General features: G+C 68.7%; 15 protein-coding genes. 6 read left to right on the top strand and 9 right to left on the bottom strand.

The window, feature by feature from the left end:
• Positions 1 to 12: 12 nt before the first annotated feature.
• The 5 genes from GRX31_RS06400 to GRX31_RS06380 all read left to right on the top strand — a co-directional run bounded on the left by GRX31_RS06400 (position 13) and on the right by GRX31_RS06380 (position 5,909).
• A complete protein-coding gene (locus tag GRX31_RS06400; RefSeq protein WP_074923042.1) occupies positions 13 to 786 on the top strand; it encodes an SURF1 family protein in 774 nt (257 codons plus the stop codon).
• Entirely contained in the window at positions 773 to 1,462 is a 690-nt protein-coding gene (locus GRX31_RS06395) for an SCO family protein (protein WP_047326130.1), read from the top strand. The genes GRX31_RS06400 and GRX31_RS06395 overlap by 14 nt, the downstream gene beginning before the upstream one ends.
• A gap of 208 nt (positions 1,463 to 1,670) precedes the next feature.
• Complete coding sequence (locus tag GRX31_RS06390) at positions 1,671 to 2,285, top strand: SCO family protein (RefSeq protein WP_016453745.1); 615 nt, start codon at positions 1,671 to 1,673, stop codon at positions 2,283 to 2,285.
• 160 nt (positions 2,286 to 2,445) lie between these two features.
• Positions 2,446 to 4,041, top strand: coding sequence for a methyl-accepting chemotaxis protein (locus GRX31_RS06385; protein WP_160851931.1), 1,596 nt, complete (start codon positions 2,446 to 2,448; stop codon positions 4,039 to 4,041).
• Positions 4,038 to 5,909 carry a putative bifunctional diguanylate cyclase/phosphodiesterase gene (locus GRX31_RS06380; RefSeq protein ID WP_160851929.1) on the top strand — a complete coding sequence of 624 codons (1,872 nt, stop codon included), beginning with the start codon at positions 4,038 to 4,040 and terminating at the stop codon, positions 5,907 to 5,909. Before GRX31_RS06385 ends, GRX31_RS06380 begins: the two co-directional genes overlap by 4 nt.
• A gap of 69 nt (positions 5,910 to 5,978) precedes the next feature.
• Here GRX31_RS06380 and GRX31_RS06375 read toward each other — a convergent pair whose 3' ends face one another.
• The 9 genes from GRX31_RS06375 to GRX31_RS06335 form a co-directional block, all read right to left on the bottom strand.
• The gene (locus GRX31_RS06375; RefSeq protein ID WP_016450151.1) at positions 5,979 to 6,644 is read right to left on the bottom strand and encodes a Crp/Fnr family transcriptional regulator; all 666 of its coding nucleotides are present in this window, start codon (positions 6,642 to 6,644) and stop codon (positions 5,979 to 5,981) included.
• Positions 6,645 to 6,871: 227 nt separating this feature from the next.
• Entirely contained in the window at positions 6,872 to 7,849 is a 978-nt protein-coding gene (locus GRX31_RS06370; protein ID WP_016453749.1) for a DUF6999 family protein, read from the bottom strand.
• A complete protein-coding gene (locus GRX31_RS06365; RefSeq protein ID WP_160851927.1) occupies positions 7,849 to 9,801 on the bottom strand; it encodes a 3-oxoacyl-[acyl-carrier-protein] synthase III C-terminal domain-containing protein in 1,953 nt (650 codons plus the stop codon). The genes GRX31_RS06370 and GRX31_RS06365 overlap by 1 nt, the downstream gene beginning before the upstream one ends.
• A 15-nt stretch (positions 9,802 to 9,816) precedes the next feature.
• Positions 9,817 to 10,752 (bottom strand): fatty acid desaturase, encoded by a 936-nt coding sequence (locus GRX31_RS06360; RefSeq protein ID WP_047219393.1) that lies wholly within the window; start codon positions 10,750 to 10,752, stop codon positions 9,817 to 9,819.
• Entirely contained in the window at positions 10,749 to 11,495 is a 747-nt protein-coding gene (locus GRX31_RS06355; RefSeq protein ID WP_160851926.1) for a sterol desaturase family protein, read from the bottom strand. Before GRX31_RS06355 ends, GRX31_RS06360 begins: the two co-directional genes overlap by 4 nt.
• A gap of 33 nt (positions 11,496 to 11,528) precedes the next feature.
• Positions 11,529 to 12,521, bottom strand: coding sequence for a Bug family tripartite tricarboxylate transporter substrate binding protein (locus GRX31_RS06350; protein ID WP_160851924.1), 993 nt, complete (start codon positions 12,519 to 12,521; stop codon positions 11,529 to 11,531).
• Positions 12,522 to 12,617: 96 nt separating this feature from the next.
• Positions 12,618 to 13,562: an RNA polymerase sigma factor RpoH gene (gene rpoH / locus GRX31_RS06345; protein WP_016450157.1), complete on the bottom strand. Its 945-nt coding sequence runs from the start codon at positions 13,560 to 13,562 to the stop codon at positions 12,618 to 12,620.
• A 265-nt stretch (positions 13,563 to 13,827) separates the two neighbouring features.
• Positions 13,828 to 14,895, bottom strand: a complete 1,068-nt coding sequence (locus GRX31_RS06340; RefSeq protein ID WP_016450158.1) for a 2,3-butanediol dehydrogenase — start codon at positions 14,893 to 14,895, stop codon at positions 13,828 to 13,830.
• A gap of 69 nt (positions 14,896 to 14,964) precedes the next feature.
• The gene (locus tag GRX31_RS06335) at positions 14,965 to 16,767 is read right to left on the bottom strand and encodes an NAD(P)/FAD-dependent oxidoreductase (protein WP_160851922.1); all 1,803 of its coding nucleotides are present in this window, start codon (positions 16,765 to 16,767) and stop codon (positions 14,965 to 14,967) included.
• A 320-nt stretch (positions 16,768 to 17,087) separates the two neighbouring features.
• Here GRX31_RS06335 and GRX31_RS06330 point away from each other — a divergent pair.
• Positions 17,088 to 18,927: sigma-54-dependent Fis family transcriptional regulator (locus tag GRX31_RS06330; RefSeq protein ID WP_160851920.1), on the top strand; the 1,840-nt coding region annotated here is incomplete at its 3' end.

Here is an 18,927-nt window from a genome sequence, read left to right as displayed (position 1 = left end):
CGTGTTTCCAGAATGCCAGAGCGCTGGCGGTTTGTACTGATCACCTTGGCCGCGCTGATCGGCGTGGCCGTCACGCTGTCCCTGGGCCGCTGGCAGCTGCAGCGCGCGGCCTACAAGCAGGAACTGTTCGACGCCGTGCAGCGCCAGCAGGGCCTGCCGCCGTGGAGCAACGCCCAGCTGGCAGCCGTGCAGCCCGGTGCGGTGCCGAACCCCGAAGCCGCGCCCTGGCTGCACCGTCCCGTGCAATTGCAGGGCCACTGGATTGCGGGGCAGACGCTGTACCTGGACAACCGCCAGATGCAGGGCCAGCCGGGCTTCTTCGTGCTCACGCCGCTGCGGCTGGCTGCGCCGCATGAGGACGTGGTGATTGCCGTGCAGCGCGGCTGGGTGCCGCGCAACTTCCTGGACCGCACGGCCCTGCCCGAGGTGCAGACGCCCGAAGGGCTGGTGACCGTTGAGGGGCGCATGGAGGCCGCGCCGTCCCGGCTCTACGAATTCGGCCGTGCAGGGGCAGACCCTGATGGGCAAAAGTCGCGCATCCGACAGAATGTGGACATTGCCGAATGGGCCGTGGCCTCCGGGCTGCCGCTGCGCGAATGGAGCCTGCTGCAGACCGGCGAAGCCAGCGAAGGCCTGCGGCGCGACTGGCCCGTTGTGACGGCCGGTGTCGAGAAACACCATGGCTATGCGTTCCAATGGTTTGGACTTGCGGCCCTGATCACGCTTTTGTATGTCTGGTTCCAAATCGTCCGACGCTTTGTCCGCCCGCGCCATGCCCGCTCCTGAGACTCCCCTGGAGATGACTGTCCATGGCCTGCCACCCTTGCAGCCGGGCCTTGCCGGCGCGCAACGCACGCGCAGCGGCCGCTGGAAGATGCTGGCCGTGTTCGCGGTCTGCGCCGCGCCCGTGGTGGCCTCCTATTTCACCTACTACGTGCTGCGGCCTGGCCAGCAGCGCAGCTTTGGCGAGCTGATCGCGGACCAGCCAGCCTTGCCACCGGCCACGGCCACCACGCTGGACGGCGCCCCTGTACCGCTGCAGTCGCTCAAGGGCCAATGGCTGCTGCTGAGCGTGGCGGGCGGGGCTTGCGGCAGCGCCTGCGAAAGCCATCTCTATCTGCAGCGCCAGCTGCGCGAAACCCTGGGCCGCGAAAAGGACCGGCTGGACCGGGTCTGGCTCATCTCCGACGACGCTCCCGTGCCTGCCCACCTGCGCCCCGCGCTGGCCCAGGCCACGGTGCTGCGCGTGCCCGAGGCCGTGCTGCGCGGCTGGCTGCAGCCCGCGCCCGGTCATGCGCTGCAGGACCACCTGTACGTGGTGGACCCGCAGGGCCACTGGATGATGCGCATGCCCGCCGGGCTGGGCATGGCCGACGCCGGCAAGGCCAAGCGCGACCTGGACCGGCTGCTGCGAGCATCGGCCTCGTGGGACACGGCGGGACGCCCCGGCGACGGCGACTGAGGCCTGCGCCAAGGAACCGAGCCGGCAGCCAGGCCGTCTCATGGAGGCAGGCAGGCCCCGCAGCGCCGGGGTCTTGCGGTTATGGGTTATGGTTTGCGGCTGTGCGAAAGCGCCTTCAGCAGACGCTTTCGCCTTTTCCCTTTCCAGCCCGGGCGGCGCGCAGGCTTTGCGGCCACGCAGCCTGCGGCAACTACCTTGTTGAGGAAGCATGAACAAACGGACAGCGCTGCGCTTTCTGGGCGTGACCGCCATGGCATGGGGCGCCCTGGCGCTGAGCGGATGCTCGCGCGAGGCCAAGACCAGTTTCCAGGGCGTCGATGTCACGGGCGCCGAATACGCCAAGGACATTCCCCTGCGCGATGTGGACGGCAAGCAGCGCAGCATCAAGGACTTTGCGGGCAAGGTCGTCGTGGTCTTCTTCGGCTACACGCAATGCCCCGACGTATGCCCCACCACCCTGCAGGAGCTGGTCGAGGTCAAGCAGCAGCTGGGCGCCGATGGCGACAGGCTGCAGGGCGTCTTCGTCACCCTGGACCCCGAGCGCGACACGCCCGAGGTGCTCAAGGCCTACCTGGGCAACTTCGATCCCGGCTTCGTCGGCCTGCACGGCACGCCCGAAGAGACGGCGGCCGTGGCCAAGGATTTCAAGCTCTTCTACAAGAAGGTGCCCGGCAAGACCGAAGGCACCTACACGCTGGACCATTCGGCCGGCAGCTATGTCTATGACACGGCCGGCCGCCTGCGCGTGTATGAGCGATACGGCGGCGGCCCGCAGGTGCTGGGCGCCGACGTCAAGGCCCTGCTGCAGGAAAAGCGTTCCTGATCCTGCGCGCGCCGCAGCCAGTGTGACCGCCGTCACATTGGCTGCGTTTAGGCGCGATGCGGCACACCATCCCTGATGTGCATCGCCGCAGGACTGCTTAGAGTGGGCCCCGCCTGGAGCGTCATGCCGACGCCCCGCCCATCTCCAAGAGACCTGATCCATGCGGCGAAACGTGTACGTCACCCAGCGTGAGTACCCTTTGAACGAAGGAGAGACGCTTCTTTCCGTCACCGACCTGAAGGGGCGCATCGTCTATGCCAACGATGCCTTCATCCGCGTCAGCGGCTTCGAGGCCGCCGAGCTCTACGGCAAGGCCCACAGCATCGTGCGCCATCCGGACATGCCGGCCGCCGCCTTCGCCGACATGTGGTCCACCATCCAGCGAGGGCTGCCCTGGAGCGCCCTGGTCAAGAACCGGCGCAAGAACGGCGACCACTACTGGGTGCGCGCCAACGCCAGTCCCATACGGCATGCGGGCACCGTGGTCGGCTACCTGTCCGTGCGCACCCGGCCGCAGCCGTGCGAAGTGCAGCAGCATGCGGCGCTCTATGAACAGATCAATGCCGGCGTGCGCTCGCTGGGCCTGCACCGGGGCTTCCCAGTGGGGCGTGGCGCCGCGGGCGCGCTGCAGCGCTGGTGGCGCTTCAGGCCGCTGGCCTGGCGGGCGCAGGCCATGGTGGCGGGACTGTGGCTGCTGGGATCGGCCGGGCTGTGGTTGCCGTCGCTGCAGGCCTGGGCCTCGGCTTTGCCCCTGTCCCTGACGCTGGCCGAGATCTGGCCCGCCTGGCTGATCTGGAGCCTGGCTTGCGTGGCGGCCGGGCAGTGGCTGCGCACCAGGCTGCTCATGCCCCTGGCTGCCCTGCGCGGACAGGCCCAGGCCGTGGCCAGCGGGCAGCAGACGGGGGAACTGTTCACGCAGCGCACGGACGAGATCGGCGCCATCGGCGGCGCCGTGCGGCAGACCGGACTCAACCTGGTCTCCCTGGTGGACGACATCCAGGGCAAGAGCGACCAGGTGCGCCGCTGCGCGCTGGCCGTGCAGCAGGGCAGCACCGAACTGAGCGACCGCACCGAGGCTGCCGCCGCCAGCCTGGAGCAATCGGCCCAGGCCATGCAGGCCCTGGCCTGCGCCATAGAGCGCAGCAGCGCCCAGGCCGGCGAGGCCGCCCGCCGCGCACGGCATGGCGTGGACATGGCCGGGCAGAGCAGCCGCATGGTCGCGCAACTGGACCAGGGCATGCGCGGCGTGGCCCGGACCAGCGACCAGGTCGGGGAGATCAGCTCGCTCATCGACGGCATTGCCTTTCAGACCAATCTGCTGGCGCTCAACGCCGCCGTGGAGGCCGCGCGCGCCGGCGAGCACGGCAAGGGCTTTGCCGTGGTGGCCGACGAGGTGCGCGGCCTGTCCCAGCGCAGCGCCCACGCTGCGCGCCAGATCAAGGCATTGATCGAGGCATCGCAGCAGCAGGTGGCGCAAAGCTGCGCCATGGCGCGCGAAATGGGCGAGGCCATGCTCGCCGTGCAGGCCGACATGCGCGAGCAGCTGCTGCTGGCCGAAGGCATGCAGGCCGCCAGCCAGGCCCAGGCCGGTGGCGTGCAACAGGTGCAGGCCGCCGTGCAGCAGCTCGAACAGATGACCCAGCACAACGCCACGCTGGCGCGCGACACCATCGCGCACGCGCAGCAGCTGGCCGCGCAGGCTCAGGCGCTGGAGGCTGCGGCATCGGTCTTCCACGGCAAGGGGCCGTCCGCATGATGGCGTCGGCCTGGAGCGCGCAAGCCGGCCATCTGATCGGGCCGTGCGAGGCGCTGGATGAGGAGCTCAAGCGCGTGGCCATGGAGGCCGCGCCCGACGGCATCGTGCTCGTGGATCGCAAGGGCCGCATCCTGCTGGCCAATCCCGCCATGCAGGCCATGAGCGGTTATGGCGCCTCCGAGCTGCTGGGCCGTCCGCTGCAGATGCTGCTGCCGCCCGAGGCGCATGCGGCCCATGGGCCGCAGCTGCAGTCCTACTTCGCCCAGCCCGCGCGCCGGCCCATGGGGCAGGGGCGGGACCTGTGGCTGCTGCGCAAGGACGGCAAGCGCCTGTCCGTGGACATCGCCCTGGGCCATTCCCCGCACGGCGGGGGCGTGGCCGTGGCCTTTGTGCGCGACCTGTCGCAGCTGCGCCAGATGGAGGCCTGCATGCACTACCACGCCACGCACGACACGCTCACCGGCCTGCTCAACCGCTGGCAGTTCGGGTTGCAGCTGGAGCAGGCGATCTCGCAGGCGCAGGCGCAAGTGGGTTCGGGCTCGGGTTCGGGCTCGGGCACCGGGCCCGCGTCCTTTGCGCTGCTGCTGCTCGACCTCGACAACTTCAAGGCCATCAACGACGGCTATGGCCACGACGTGGGCGACCAGGTGCTCAAGGAAGTGGCTCGCCGCCTGCAGGCCGCGCTGGGCACTTCGGCCACGCTGGCGCGCATGGGCGGTGACGAGTTCACCGCCGTGCTGCATCCCTGCAACGGGCCGGACCTGCGCCGGCGCGTCGACGCGCTGCTGGGCGAGCTGTGCCGGCCCTGCGCCATCGGCCACTACGCGCTGAACTTCGGCGCCAGCGTGGGCGTGGCCTTCTACCCGCAGGACGCGGGCGATGCGGCCACCCTCATGCGCTATGCCGACATGGCCATGTACGACGCCAAGCAGCGCGGCCGTGCCTCCTACGCCTGCTATGCCAGCGCCATGGGCGAGGCCATGGCCGAGAAAGTGCTGCTGCACGAACGCCTCAAGCGCGCCCTGGACCGGGGTCTGCTGAGCCTGCATTTCCAGCCCCAGGTGCAGGTGATGGGCGGCCAGGTCCAGGGCGTGGAGGCCCTGCTGCGCTGGAACGACGAGCAGATGGGCTGGGTCTCGCCGGAGCGCTTCGTGCCCGTGGCCGAGTCCACGGGCCTGATCCTCGCTCTGGGCGAATGGGTGATCGATGCGGCCTGCCGCCAGGCCGGCGACTGGCTGCGCGCAGGCATGCCGCTGCGCGTGGCGGTCAACCTCTCGGCCCAGCAACTGCGCCAGGCCGACCTGCAGCAGCGCCTCATGGGCAGCCTGGCCCGGCATGGCGTGCCGCCGCACCTGCTGGAGCTGGAAGTCACCGAGTCCGCCGCCATGACCGACCCGCAGCAGGCGCGCGAACTGCTGGGCAGCCTGCTTGCTGCAGGCGTCTGCGTGGTGCTGGATGATTTCGGCACCGGCTACTCCTCGCTGGCCCACCTGCGCGATCTGCCCGTCTCGCGCGTGAAGATAGACCGCACCTTCATCGGCCCCATGCTCGACAGCCCGGCCGACGCCAAGATCGTCAAGGCCGTGATCGCGCTGGCCCGCACCCTGGGCCTGCAGGTGGTGGCCGAAGGTGTGGAAACCGCCGAGCAGCTGCGCCTGCTGCGCATCCTGGACTGCGACGCCTACCAGGGCTGGCTCTTCGCCCGCGCCATGCCGGCGGAGCAGATTCCCGCGCTGATTCACAAGCCCGTGGCGACCTTGCTGGCGCAGCAGGAGGAAGAGGCGCTTGAGCATCAAACTGCGGACTGTTGCGATGGGAAGGCAGCGATGGTGAGCAGGGACGGCGGTTCTGCCAAACCTGGCGCTTGATGTTGCAACAGGTCGGCAAGCCTACCGGTCCGCCCGATCAACCGCCACGCCTCTCGCACCCCACCTCCTTCACCCCACCTCCCTCACCCCACCTCCACTGATCCTCGACAACACCGCAGGCTGCAGCACGCAATGCCATCGATCCGGCCGCTCCAGCGCGCCCAGTTGCACCAGGCGCACAAGGCTGCGTGCGATGGTTTCGCGCGTGGTGGCCAGCAGGGCGGCCAGTGCGCCCTGGCTGGGCAGGCGCACGAGCAGGCTTGACTGCAGCGCGGCCAGTTGCATCAGGGTGGCGGCCAGCTGGCGCAGCACGCCGGGGATGCGGACGATGTGGGCCCATTCCGCCAGCAGGGCGTTGTTGCAGGTGTAGCTGGTGGCCAGCGCGCGCACGAAGGCGGCATCGACCAGGCCGCGGCGCGTGATGGTGGCGATGTCCACGCAGCAGATGCGCCCCGGGCCCAGGGCCTCGAAGTGCATGGCCGAGGGCTGCTGCAGCCAGCCCGGGCTGCCCAGCGCGTGGCCGTTGCCGAACAGTGCCACGGGCCGCTGCACGCCGTCGCCGCCACGGCGGATAGCCAGGACGAAACCGAGCTTGATCACCTGGAATTCATGGGCAACGCAGCCTTGCGCCTGGAGCTTCTGGCCCTTGGCCAGGCCGCGTTCGCGGATGTGCGGCAGCCATTGCAGGAAGGCGGGTTCGGGCAGTTGCCCCAGCAGGCAGTGCGACGAACGCATGCATTCGCTGCAGCGTACGGCTGAAGGCGCAAAGGACGACGATGGCATGGCACGGACGGTTCGAAGGCGCCGCAAGCCAGGGCAGGAGGCGCCCTGGCGCTGGCAGGGACCCGGGCGTGCGGCCAGGGCGAAGCCGTGCAGGCTAGCGGGCCCTGCGGCTGAATGCAACGCGATGTAACCGTTTTCGCGCCAGATGGCGTCAATCCGCCGCTGTTCCTTGACCTGGGTCAGACGGCTGCCGTGCTGCTGGCGCTGCTGGCATGGTCGGCACCGCTGGCCGTTTCGCTGCCGTGGGCGCGGGCGGCTTCGCGCATGCGTGCCAGCTCGCGTGCGGGCAGGGGGATGTCGCCGCTGGCGACCTTCATCAGCAGGCAGTGCAGCATTTCGGTGGACAGGCCGTGCAGCACCAGGCGGTGGCCGGCCCGCAGGGTGGACAGCGGCACCAGCGGGTGCTTGTTGTTGAGCATGACCAGGTGCTCGGGCGAGGCGAGGATCTTGGCCGCATAGATGGCCACGGTCTCGTCCAGCTGCAGCGAGTTGCTGGCGCGCCAGAAGTCGTTGTCGGTCAGCAGCAGCTGGTAGACGGGCGTGTAGACCTCGATGGCGCTTTGCAGGTCCAGCAGGTTCAGGCGCCCGCGCGGCATGTCCTCCAGGCGCAGGGGCGGGTTGCGCAGCATGGAGAAGTCGGGCTCGGCCACGGGCTGCAGTTCCTGGCCTGCGGCGCGCAGCGCGTTGTTCAGGCGGATGACGAAGTTGAACAGGTTCAGGTCGTGCCTGAGGAACAGGTCGTCCCTGATGTCGTCGATGCTGCCTGGCTCCAGCGGTGTGGTGGACACGGGCGTGGGCGCGTTGGCCGCGACAAAGGCCAGGATCTGCGAGCCCAGGTGGAAATGGCGCAGGATGAGCCAGTTGGCCTCGGGCGAGACGAAGCGGTTCATGCTGAAGGCCAGCAGCCGGTGCAGCAGCCTGGAGTGCGCCCAATTGCGCGGCAGCAGCACCTTGAGGATCTGGATGAGCACGATGCTGGTGCGTGCAAGTGGCCGCAGGAAGGGCAGCAGGTACTGGCGCGAGCCGCTGCTGCAGTCGCGCAGCCAGGCGGCCTTGACGTCGTCGGGCAGCGGCGTGCTCTGGTCCAGGTACAGGGCACGCCAGGGGCTGGGGTCGCGCTCGTCGTGGGGCTGGTCGATGAAGTCTGGCGGTGGCATCAGTTCTCCTCGGTCAGGACATGCTCGAACTGCATCAGGTACAGCGCCGCCGTGTGGCGCGCGGTGCGCACGATGGCCTGCGCCGCCGTGCCCCCGCTGCCGTCTGTGCCGTCCAGCGCCATCACCATCTGCACGGCCATGAGCCAGCGTTCCAGGTGGTGTTCGTCGTTGGCGCCGTGGTATTCCAGGAAGCGGAAGGCATCGGGCGGCAGCGGCAGGCTGGCGCGCAGCAGCGGCAGCAGGCTGGGCACGATGCGCTGGCCCGTGCCTTCGATGATGTAGATGGCGCCCAGCAGGCCGATCGGATTGGGCGTGGCGGCCAGGCCGTGCAGATAGGCGTTGAGCGCCTCGCCGCCGGGGTTGCGGCGCAGGCGGGTGAGGTCGGTCTCGGTGCCACCGGCCTTGAGGTAGTCCTCGTGCAGGATGCGGAAGTCGTTCTGCTCCTCGCCCGCATGCACGTCGATCAGCGCGGCCAGCGCCGCATGTTCGCCGGTCAGCGAGGCCGCGCCCTCGCGCATCCACAGGCTGCCCTCGCGCACCTGGGGAACCCAGTGGCTCATCCAGCGCACGTAGTCCGCCGTCTGCAGCCTGCCTGTGCGTATGCGCTGCAGCAGCGGCGTGCGCCACACGCGCGAGCGGTAGTCCTGCCAGAGGCTGGCCAGTTCGGTCAGCAGCGGCGCCAGCGTGGCCGGGGCCTGGTTCGGGTCGTGGGGCGGGGCGATGGTGGAGACATCGGGCAGCAGGTCCGGGGCAGCGGGAGCTTCGGCGGTGGCACTGCGTGCTGCGGCGGTGGTCGGGGTGGCGGTGGGAGCCTGGGCCGCATCCTCCACTTCCAGCAGCATGTAGCCGGCCGTGAAGCGGCCCGATTCGGGAATGAAGCACAGCACGGTGTCGCCGTGCTTCAGGCGTGCCGATTGCGTGCGCAGGAACTCGGACAGCATCACGAAGATGGAAGCCGCGCCCGTGTTGCCGCGCCAGGCCAGGTTGCTCCACCAGCGCTCGCGCGGGATGCCGAGCTGCGCCTTGCCCAGCAGCTCATCGACCACGGGGATGAAGCGCTCGGACGAGTAGTGGCACAGGAAATGGTCGATGCCGCGCTCGGGCACCCAGCCCGTGTGGGCCAGGTGGGCGTATTCGTGGATGCAGACATCGAACAGGTGCGGCAGCAGGCGGATGTCCTGGCGCAGCGACAGCGCGCCTGCGGCCTCGGCATCGCCCCAGGCGGCAAAGTCCAGGTGGCTGGTGGCGCGGTCGGGCGTCAGGCCCAGCTGCATGCAGACAGGGTAGTCGCCCGCAAAGCTGCGCAGGTGCGTCCAGCGCAGCTTCAGGCGCAGGCCGGGCGCGTCGGGCAGGGCCTGCGGGCCGCCCAGCAGCACGGCGCCCGCGCCATCGGACAGCATCCAGCGCAGGAAGTGGGCGTCGAAATCCGTGTTGTATCCCTGTGCCGCGAAGCGCGAGCGCTTGAACAGGCGCGAGGGCATTTCGCTGGCCACGGCCAGGGCCAGCGAGTCGGGCGCGCGGTCCACGGCCTGGGCCGCCGCCTGCAGCGCGCCCACGCTGGCGGCGCAGACGCCGTGCACGGACAGGGTCTCCATGGGCGGCGCGGCCATCTCTCCCTGGATCATGCTGGCAAAGCCGGGCATGAGCGCATCGCCGCCCGAGGAACCGCTGGCCAGGAAGCCCACATCGCCCAGCGCGCGCCCGGCCTGCGCCAGGCAGTCCTGGATGGCCTGGGCGGCCATGGCCGTGTTGCTGTGGACAGTGCGGCCTTCGGCGTCGATGGCGTAGTGGCGCTGGACAATGCCGTTCTCGGCCAGGATGCGGCGCTTGAGGCGCTCGGACAGGCGGTTGAGCGGCGCCACGTAGGCATCCATGCCTGCGTTGTCCACGGGTTCACCGGGCAGGAACATGCCGGCGGCATGCAGATAGACGTTGGAATAGGCGACGGGCATGGGTTCTGGGACGTATCAGTCGTATGTTCCGGGAGGCATGTGCGCACGCGTGCGGGCCGGCGGCCAGATCGTGCCCAGCACGAAGACGCGGGCCATGTAGGGTAGCAGTCCGCCTTCGTTGAGCGCAGGGGCCACGCGCTGGCGGTAGTGCTCGCTGTGCAGGCGCGTGAGCTCGGACCAGTGGGCCTGGGGCCGCTCGTGGTGGGCCGTGTGCAGGCCGATGTTGAACAGCAGCGGATTGACCCAGCCCTCGAAATTGCGCGCGTAGTTCAGTGGCGTGGCGCTGTCCAGCCGCTGGCCGCGCGTCAGCGGCCGGCCATCGGCATGGGCGTGCTGCAGGTAGTTGGTGGCCAGCAGCCAGTGCAGGCCATGCAGCTGGGGAACGATCACCAGCAGCAAGGCCTTTTGCCAATCCAGCGACAGCAGCAGCGCCCAGCTGCCCAGCCACAACAGGTACTGGCCCATGCAGTAGCGAAAGGCGCCGGGCCAATGCCGCCGCAGCTGGCCCAGCCAGCGCAGGAACAGCGGGTACAGCACCCAGCCGGCCTGCAGCGGGTGGAGCAGGTAGCCCAGCAGATGGTTGTGGTCGCCGCCGAAGCGGTAGGTGCGTGCCATGTCGCGCGGGCCGTGGCGGAAGCGGTGGTGGTTGGCCACATGGGCGGGCCAGAACACGAAGGTCGGGTGGCCTTGCAGCAGGGTCAGCCAGTAGTCGGTGAAGCGGTTGGCCCAGCGCCCGCGCCACATGCGCAAATGCGTGTGGTTGTGGTGGATGACGCCCACGCCCAGCGTGAGGAACAGCTCGATCCCGTAGAGCCACAGGTTCCAGCCGTGCTGCCACTGCCACCACACGATCAGCGGCAGCGCCACCAGATAGGCCAGCGACTGCAGGTCGCGCCAGTGGCGCAGCCGGGGCAGCCGGGGCTGGACGTGGCGAGCAGGCGGTCGGCTCATTCCGTCCTGGGCCGGGCCGTGGCGGGCAGGGCCACGCGCGTGCGCATCAGCCGGTCCATGAAGGCCAGCGCAAAGCCATAGTTGCCGTTGGGCCGGGCATGGTGCAGGTGGTGGCGCCGGCTGGCGGCCAGCGCATGCGTGTCGGACACCCCGGGAAAGAAGTCGTAGTTGGAGTGGCCTATGACGTTCAGCAGCAGGCTGAGCACCGGCACCGAGGCCAGCGACCAGAAACTGAAGTCGTGCACCACCATGGGCAGCAGGATGACGTTGCCCAGCATCAGCGCCTCGATGGGATGGAAGCTGTAGGTGGACCACGGCGTGGTGACGATGGAGCGGTGGTGGTCGCCATGAAAGCGCCCCAGCAGCCGCGTATGCAGCAGGCGGTGGTTGATCCAGAAATGCACATCGTTCCAGATCAGCAGCACCACGATTTCGACGGCAATGCGCCAGGGGCCTGCATCGGGCTCCAGCCGCGCCCACCCCAGTTGCAGAAGGCCCCAGGGCACGATCATGCCGATGCCGAAGATCAGCACCGAATGCAGCGACTGGCGCCATTCGCGCTGCAACTGGTCGGGCTTGAGCGGGCGCGTGTCCAGCACGCGGCCCACGCCGCGCCGCTGCAGCCAGCGCGTGAGCGCCGACATGCCCCAGCCACCGGCCAGGTAGAGCACGCCAAAGAAGGCCAGGCCCCAGGCCATGACCTGCCAGGCGTTGAGTTCGGTAAAGGCTTGGGCTGCGGTCATGGGGGTGTCAAAGAGGGCACGTCACTGGGCGCATCATTGTGCGCGTATGCCCTGTTCGCGGATGATGCGGCCCAGCGTCGCCACGTCCTGGCGCATGCGCAGGGCCAGGCCTTCGGGCGAGCTGCCCACGGCCTGCCAGCCCTGGGCGGCCAGGCGCGCGCGCATCTCGGGCGAGCGCACGATCTCGCTCACGGCCTCGGCCAGCTTGTGCACATGGGCGGCGGGCATGGCCTTGGGCGCCGCCACGGCGTTCCAGATCTCCAGGTCGAAATCGCCCACGCCCAGCTCCTTGAGGCTGGGCAGGCCCGGCGCCAGCGGGCTGCGCGCGGCCGAGGTCACGGCCACGCCGCGCAGCTTGCCGGCCTGGACCTGGGCCATGGCCAGCGCGGGCGGCAGCATGGACAGCTGCAGGTCGCCGCCCTGGATGGCGTTGAACACCTGCGGGTAGCCGGGATAGGGAATGTGCTCGGGCCTGAGCGCGGAGCGGCTCTTGAGCAGCTCCATGCCCAGGTGGCCCACGGTGCCCACGCCGGGCGAGCCGTAGCTCCAGCGGCTGCCGGCCTGGGCAGCGGCCTCCAGGAAGGCCCGGCCCTCGGGCGCGCCGGCCGGCGCCACCAGCACCAGGGGTGCCACGCCGATCAGGCTGACGGGCTGCAGGTCCTTGACGGGGTCGTAGCGCACGGCGGGGTTGAGCAGGCGGGCAATCGTCAGGTTGCCGTTGATCATCACGCTGAAGGTATGGCCATCGCGCGCACGGGCCACCTGCTCGCCTGCAATGTTGCCGCCTGCGCCCACCTTGTTCTCGACGATGACGGGCTGGCCCAGGCGCTTTTCCAGCGGCTCGGCCAGGGCGCGCGCCGTGAGGTCGGGCGAGGAGCCCGCGGGAAAGCCCACGATCAGATGCAGGGGCCTGCTGGGCCACTGGTCGCGCGCCACGGCGGCGCAAGGCAGCAGGGCCGAAGCCAGGGCGGTGGCCAAGGCATTGGCGAAGAGGCGGCGTAGTGGCGAGATGGCGCTGGCGGGCATGGGTGCGTGGGGGCCGCAAAGGCTGCGGGCAATAAAAAACCCGGAGATTATCCGGGTTTGTCTTGAAGCAGCCTGTCAGCCCAGGCCGTCAGGCCATCAGGCGAACTCGGCCAGGGCCTTCTTCATCTTCTTCATGGCAGCCACCTCGATCTGGCGAATGCGCTCGGCGCTCACGCCATACACGGCGGCCAGCTCATGCAGCGTCATGCCGCCCGAGCCGTCATCGTTGACCTTGAGCCAGCGCTCCTCGACGATGCGGCGGCTGCGGTCGTCCAGCGAATCCAGCGCCATGGCAATGCCGTCGGTGGCCAGATGGTCACGCTGGCGCGACTCGATCATGGCCGTGGGCTCATGTGCGCCGTCGGCCAGATAGGCGATGGGACCGAAGGCCTGCTCGCCATCATCGCTGGGCGAGGGGTCCAGCAGCACGTCGCCACCGGCCAGGCGCGTTTCCATCTCCATGACTTCTTCGCGCTTGACGTTGAGCTTCTCGGCCATGGCGTCGATCTCGCCGGAGGTCAGCGTGTCGCGCAGCATGGCGCCGTCCTCGGCCATGGCGGCGTCGGACTTCAGGCCCTGCTTCATGGAGCGCAGGTTGAAGAACAGCTTGCGCTGGGCCTTGGTCGTGGCGACCTTGACCATGCGCCAGTTCTTGAGGATGTACTCGTGGATCTCGGCCTTGATCCAGTGCATGGCGTAGCTCACCAGGCGCACGTTCTGATCGGGATCGAAGCGCTTGACGGCCTTCATCAGGCCGACATTGCCTTCCTGGATCAGGTCGCCGTGGGGCAGGCCGTAACCCAGGTACTGGCGCGAGATGGACACCACCAGGCGCAGGTGGGACATCACCAGACGCCCTGCGGCGTCCAGGTCACTGTGTTCCTTGAGCTTGCGGGCGTAGTCCTGCTCTTCCTCGAGGGTGAGCATGGGCAGGCGGTTGACCGCGGAAATGTAGGCATCCAGATTGCCCAGAGGCGGCACCAGGGCCCAGGGGTTAGCGGGCGCCAAGGTGGTCGCAATGGAGCCGGAGGCGTTTGTCATTGCAGAGTTCCTTTCTTCCATTCCTTCATATTAGCACTCGTTAGGATTGAGTGCTAAAGCCGAAGTTCCGCGGGTTTTTCAGTCGGTTGCAGAAATCTTCGGCACTGCAAAAAGTCGCTTCTGGCTAGTCTGAGCGATTTTTGGAAACCCTGCTTGCCGGCGGGAGGCATGTGTCGGCCCCCGCCGGGTTTTGACCCCTTTGCGCCTGGCTCCGCCGGCGACCGGCACGAAAGATGCAGGTTCGTGCAGTCGCGGTGCCCAGCGGCTATTTGAACCGTGGCTGCACGATGATCTTCACCGCCGACTCGTTGTTGTGGATCAGCGTGTCAAAGCCCTGGGCCACCAGGTCATCGAGCTGGATGCGCTGGGTGATGAAGGGCTCGAGGTTGATCTTGCCCTCCTCGACCAGCTTGATGGTTTCCTGGTGGTCGTTGCAGTAGGCGATGGTGCCGCGCACGTCCAGCTCCTTCATGACCACGCTGTGCACGTTGATGGTGGCCGGATGGCTCCAGATGGACACGATCACCACCACGCCCGTGGCCTTCGTCGCGGCCACCAGCGTGTCCAGCACCTTGTTCACGCTGGTGCATTCGAACGACACATCCACGCCCTTGCCGCCGGTGAGCTTCATCACCTCGGCCACCACGTCCACCTCGGAGGGGTCCAGGATGTGATCGGCCACGCCCGATTCACGCGCCTTTTGCTTGCGCTTGGCACTGAGCTCGGTGATGACGACGGTCAGGCCCTTGGCCTTGAGGATGGCCGACAGCAGCAGGCCGATGGGGCCGGCGCCGCCCACCAGTGCCACATCGCCGGCCTTCGCTCCGCTGCGGGTGTAGGCATGGTGGCCCACGGACAGCGGCTCGATCAGCGCGGCCTGGTCCAGTGGAATGGCATCGGAGATGGGATGCACCCAGCGGCGCTTGACGGCAATCCGCTCGGACAGCCCGCCACCGCGCCCGCCCAGGCCGATGAAGTTCATGTCCTTGGACAGGTGGTAGTTGTCGCCCGGCCCCGTGGGCACATCGTCGGCCACGATGTAGGGCTCCACCACCACATGCTGGCCGACCTGGATATCGTCCACCCCTGCGCCCACGGCGTACACCACGCCCGAGAACTCATGCCCCATGGTGATGGGGGCGGACTCGCCCGAGATGGGATGCGGGTGGCCGCAGGGCGGGATGAAGATCGGCCCTTCCATGAACTCATGCAGATCCGTGCCGCAGATGCCGCACCAGGCCACTTCGATGCCCACGGTGCCGGGCTCCACCACGGGTTCGGGGATGTCCTCGATGCGGATGTCGCCCCGGTCGTGGAAACGTGCTGCTTTCATGATTGAACTTTCTGTTTTGCAAGGCTGGGTTGGCGGGCGGCACAGCCGCCCCATGGCGATTATTCGGCCTTACCGCAGGTGATGAACTTGCTGCAGGTCATAGACACGCACCGGCAGGCCTTCCTGCCGCGCCTTGAGCTGCAGCGCCAGGTACAGCGAGTAGTGGCGCGACTGGTGCAGGTTGCCGCCGTGGAACCACAGCGCCTCTTGCTGCGTGGGCTTCCACATGTTGCGCTGCTCGCCCTCCCACGGTCCCGGGTCCTTGGTGGTGTCCGAGCCCAGGCCCCAGACCTTGCCCACCTTGTCCGCCACCTCCTGGCTGATCAGGTCGGCCACCCAGCCGTTCATGGAGCCATAGCCGGTCGCGTAGACCACCAGGTCCGCCGGCAGCTCGGTGCCATCGGCCAGCACCACCGCGTTTTCCGACAGGTGGCTGATCTGCTTGCTCGCCTGCAGCTTGATGCTGCCGTCGATCACCAGATCGCAGGCCCCCACGTCGATGTAGTAGCCCGAGGCGCGGCGCAGGTACTTCATGAAAAGGCCCGAGTCGTCATCCCCGAAGTCCAGCATGAAGCCGGTCGCCTCCAGCTGGCGGTAGAACTGAGCGTCGCGCTCGCGGATGCGGTTGTACACCGGCACCTGGAAGTCGGCCATGATGCGGTAGGGCAGAGAGGCAAAGATCAGGTCCGCCTTCCTGGTCGTCACGCCGCTGGCCACGGCGCGCTCCGAGTACAGGTCGCCCAGGCCGATGTCCATCAGCGAATCGGAGCGCACGATGTGCGTGGACGAGCGCTGCACCATGGTCACATCGGCGCCGTGCTCCCACAGGGCCGCGCAGATGTCGTGGGCGGAATTGTTGGCGCCGATCACCACCACCTTCTTGCCCGCGTAGGCGTCCGGGCCATGGTGCTGGGACGAGTGCTGCTGCTCGCCCTTGAAGATGTCCTGGCCCTTGATCTTGGGCACATTCGCCTTGCCCGACATGCCGGTGGCGAACACCACATGCCTGGGGCGCAGCACCTGCGTCTCGCCATTGCGCTCCACGGTGACTTCCCATTCCTGCCGGTCCTCATCGAAGCGGGCGTTCAGGCAGTTGGTGGACGACCAGTAGTTGACCTCCATCACCTTGGTGTACATCTCCAGCCAGTCGCCGATCTTGTCCTTGGGCGCGAACACGGGCCAGTTGTCCGGGAAAGGCATGTACGGCAGGTGGTCGTACCAGACCGGGTCGTGCAGGCACAGCGATTTATAGCGGTTGCGCCACTGGTCGCCAGGGCGCGCCTGGCGGTCGATGACGATGTGCGATACCCCCAGCTGGCGCAGCCGCGCGCCCAGCGCAATGCCGCCCTGGCCGCCGCCGATGACGAGCACGAAAGGCTGCCTGTCGCGGCCCAGTTCCTGGGCCTCCTGCTGGCGGCGCTCCAGCCAGGTCTGGCGGCCACGCCGGATGCCGTGCTCGGCCCCCATCGGGCGGCGCGTGCCCATGGGTTCCTCATGGCCCTTGAGCTCCTGGGCGGCCGTCAGCAGCGTCCAGATGCGCCCGTCCCTGATGCGGACATGGCCGCCGCCGCGCGCATGGCGCGTGTCGATCACGATCCAGGCGGACACCACGCCATCGGCCTCCTCCACCGTCTCGCGCTCGTCCAGCGAAAGGCGCACGGGCGCCGCGGCGTCCAGCTGCGCAGCCAGCATGTCGGCGATCTGGCTGCGCCCTTCCATGGTCTTGATGTTCCAGGTCAGCAGCACCAGGTCGCGCCAGTAGCATTCGTCGGCGAACAGGCGGCTGGCGGCCGCGAAGTCGCGGTCTCCCAGGGCATGGTTGAGTTGGTCAAGCATCGCCTTGGCGCGGGCGTTGGGCGTCGTATCGGTCATGGTTGTCTCCTTGATGCGGTCATGCCCGCTGGTTTTTCTTCGGGCAGGCGCTCTTACGCAATCACCATGCCAGGCAGGCCCGGCGGCAGGATGCGCCAGGCAAATCAAGGGGTTGCCTGCGCGCCTCCGGTACAAACCCTGCGCCTTGCACCCCGCTGCCCGGCATTGCCGCCCGCCACAGGTGGGGCAGCCCTGCGACACCTGTCGCACCAGGCGTGCTGCAGCGCAGCAGGGGCAGTGGGTAAGTCTTGATTGGCGCTGCGCCGCACAGGGCACAGAATCGTCTGCGGCACGTTCAAAGCCCGCATCGACTCCACGCCATGCCCCTGCAGTCCTACGCCTCGCACATCCAGGAAATCGAAGCCTTCGGCCTGGGCTACTCCCACCGCGGGCAGGAGCGCGACCGCGCCGTGCTGCGCAGCTGGCGCCGCTGCATCGACTCCCACCGGCTCGACCCGGCGCATACCAGCGAAGCCCACATCGTCACCGAAGGCCAGTTGCGCGCGCACCGCGAGGAGTCCGAGCCGCTGATCCACATCGCCCGCCATGCGCTGGAGCGGCTGTACCAGCAGCTCAAGGGACTGGACTACGTGCTGCTGCTGGCGGACCGGCATGGCGTGGCCGTGGACTTCCTCGGGCATGAGGCCGACAAGGGCGACCTGCGCCGCGCGGGCCTGTATCTGGGCGCGCAATGGCGCGAGGACCACTCGGGCACCTCGGCCGTGGGTGCCTGCCTTGAGACGGGCGAGGCGCTGACGGTGCACCAGAGCGACCATTTCGACTTCACCCACACCGGCCTGTCCTGCACGGCCGCGCCCATCTACGACATGCGCGGCGAACTCGCGGCGGTGCTGGACCTGTCGCTGCTGCGCTCGCCTGCCGAGCGGGCCAGCCAGAACCTGGCGCTCAACCTCGTCATGGCCGCGGCGCGGCGGGTGGAGCAGGCCAACCTGATGGCGCAGTCCGGCCAGGACTGGGTGGTGCGCCTGGCCCAGTCGCCCGATTTCCTCGACGTCGATCCCGACGCCTCCATCAGCGTCGATGCACGTGGCCGCATCCGCGCCATGACCCACGCGGGCGCGCGGCTGTTGGCAGCGGCCGCGCAACTGGACTGGCGCCAGCGCAAGAGCCTCATCGGCCAGCCGCTGGAGCGTTTCTTCGACGTGGACCTGCGCCACCTGTCCGAGCTGCGCCGCAATCGCCCGGCGCAGGAGCGCATCATCCGCGCCCGCGACGGCAGCATCCTCTTCGCCCATGCCATGGAGCCGCAGCGCCGGACACGCCGCCTGCAAGCGCAGGCAAGGCCGGCGCAGCCCCCGCTGCCTGCTGCGCTGCAGGCGCTGGACACGGGTGATGCCGCACTGCAGACGCTGCTGCGCAAGGCCGCGCGGCTCGCACCTCAAGAGCTGCCCGTGCTGGTGCAGGGAGAGACCGGCGCAGGCAAGGAATACCTGGCCCGCGCGCTGCATGCATCCAGCGGCCGCAGCGGCTCCTTCATTGCCATCAACTGCGCAGCCATTCCCGAGGCACTGCTGGAGAGCGAGCTGTTCGGCTACCTGCCCGGCACCTGGACCGGCGGCGCCAGCAAGGGCCGCGAAGGGCTGATTGCTGCGGCACACGAGGGCACGCTGTTCCTTGACGAGATCGGCGACATGCCCCTGGCCCTGCAGGCCAAGCTGCTGCGGGTGCTGTCCGAATCCGAAATCACTCCCTTGGGGGCGCGCGTGCCACGGGCGGTGGCGGTGCGCTTCATCTCGGCCTCGCACCAGCCGCTGGCCGAGCTGGTGCGGCGTGGCAGCTTCCGGGAAGACCTGCTGTACCGCCTCAACGCGGCCGAGCTTCGCCTGCCTGCGCTGCGCCAGCGCAGCGACCTGCAGACCATTGCCGACCAGATGCTGGCCACCCTGGGCAGCCACCTGCACCTGGGCGACGCAGCCCGCGCCGTGCTGGCCGCGCACGCCTGGCCCGGCAACCTGCGCGAGCTGCACAACGCGCTGCGCTACGCCGCAGCCCTGTGCGGCCACGATGGCGACGGCACCATCGAGCCCGACCACCTGCCTGACCACCTGCACGATGCGCTGCACCGCGCACCAGCGCGCACCGCCTTGGCTGGCAATGCCGGCGAGCCCGCCGCACAGGCGCTGGAACAGCTGCTTGCGC

This window comes from Delftia sp. CH05, from assembly GCF_009827015.1.
In the GTDB taxonomy this organism is placed as follows: domain Bacteria; phylum Pseudomonadota; class Gammaproteobacteria; order Burkholderiales; family Burkholderiaceae_C; genus Comamonas; species Comamonas tsuruhatensis.
Note: the sequence above shows the minus strand (reverse complement) of the source record. Positions and strands in the feature narration are given on the sequence as shown.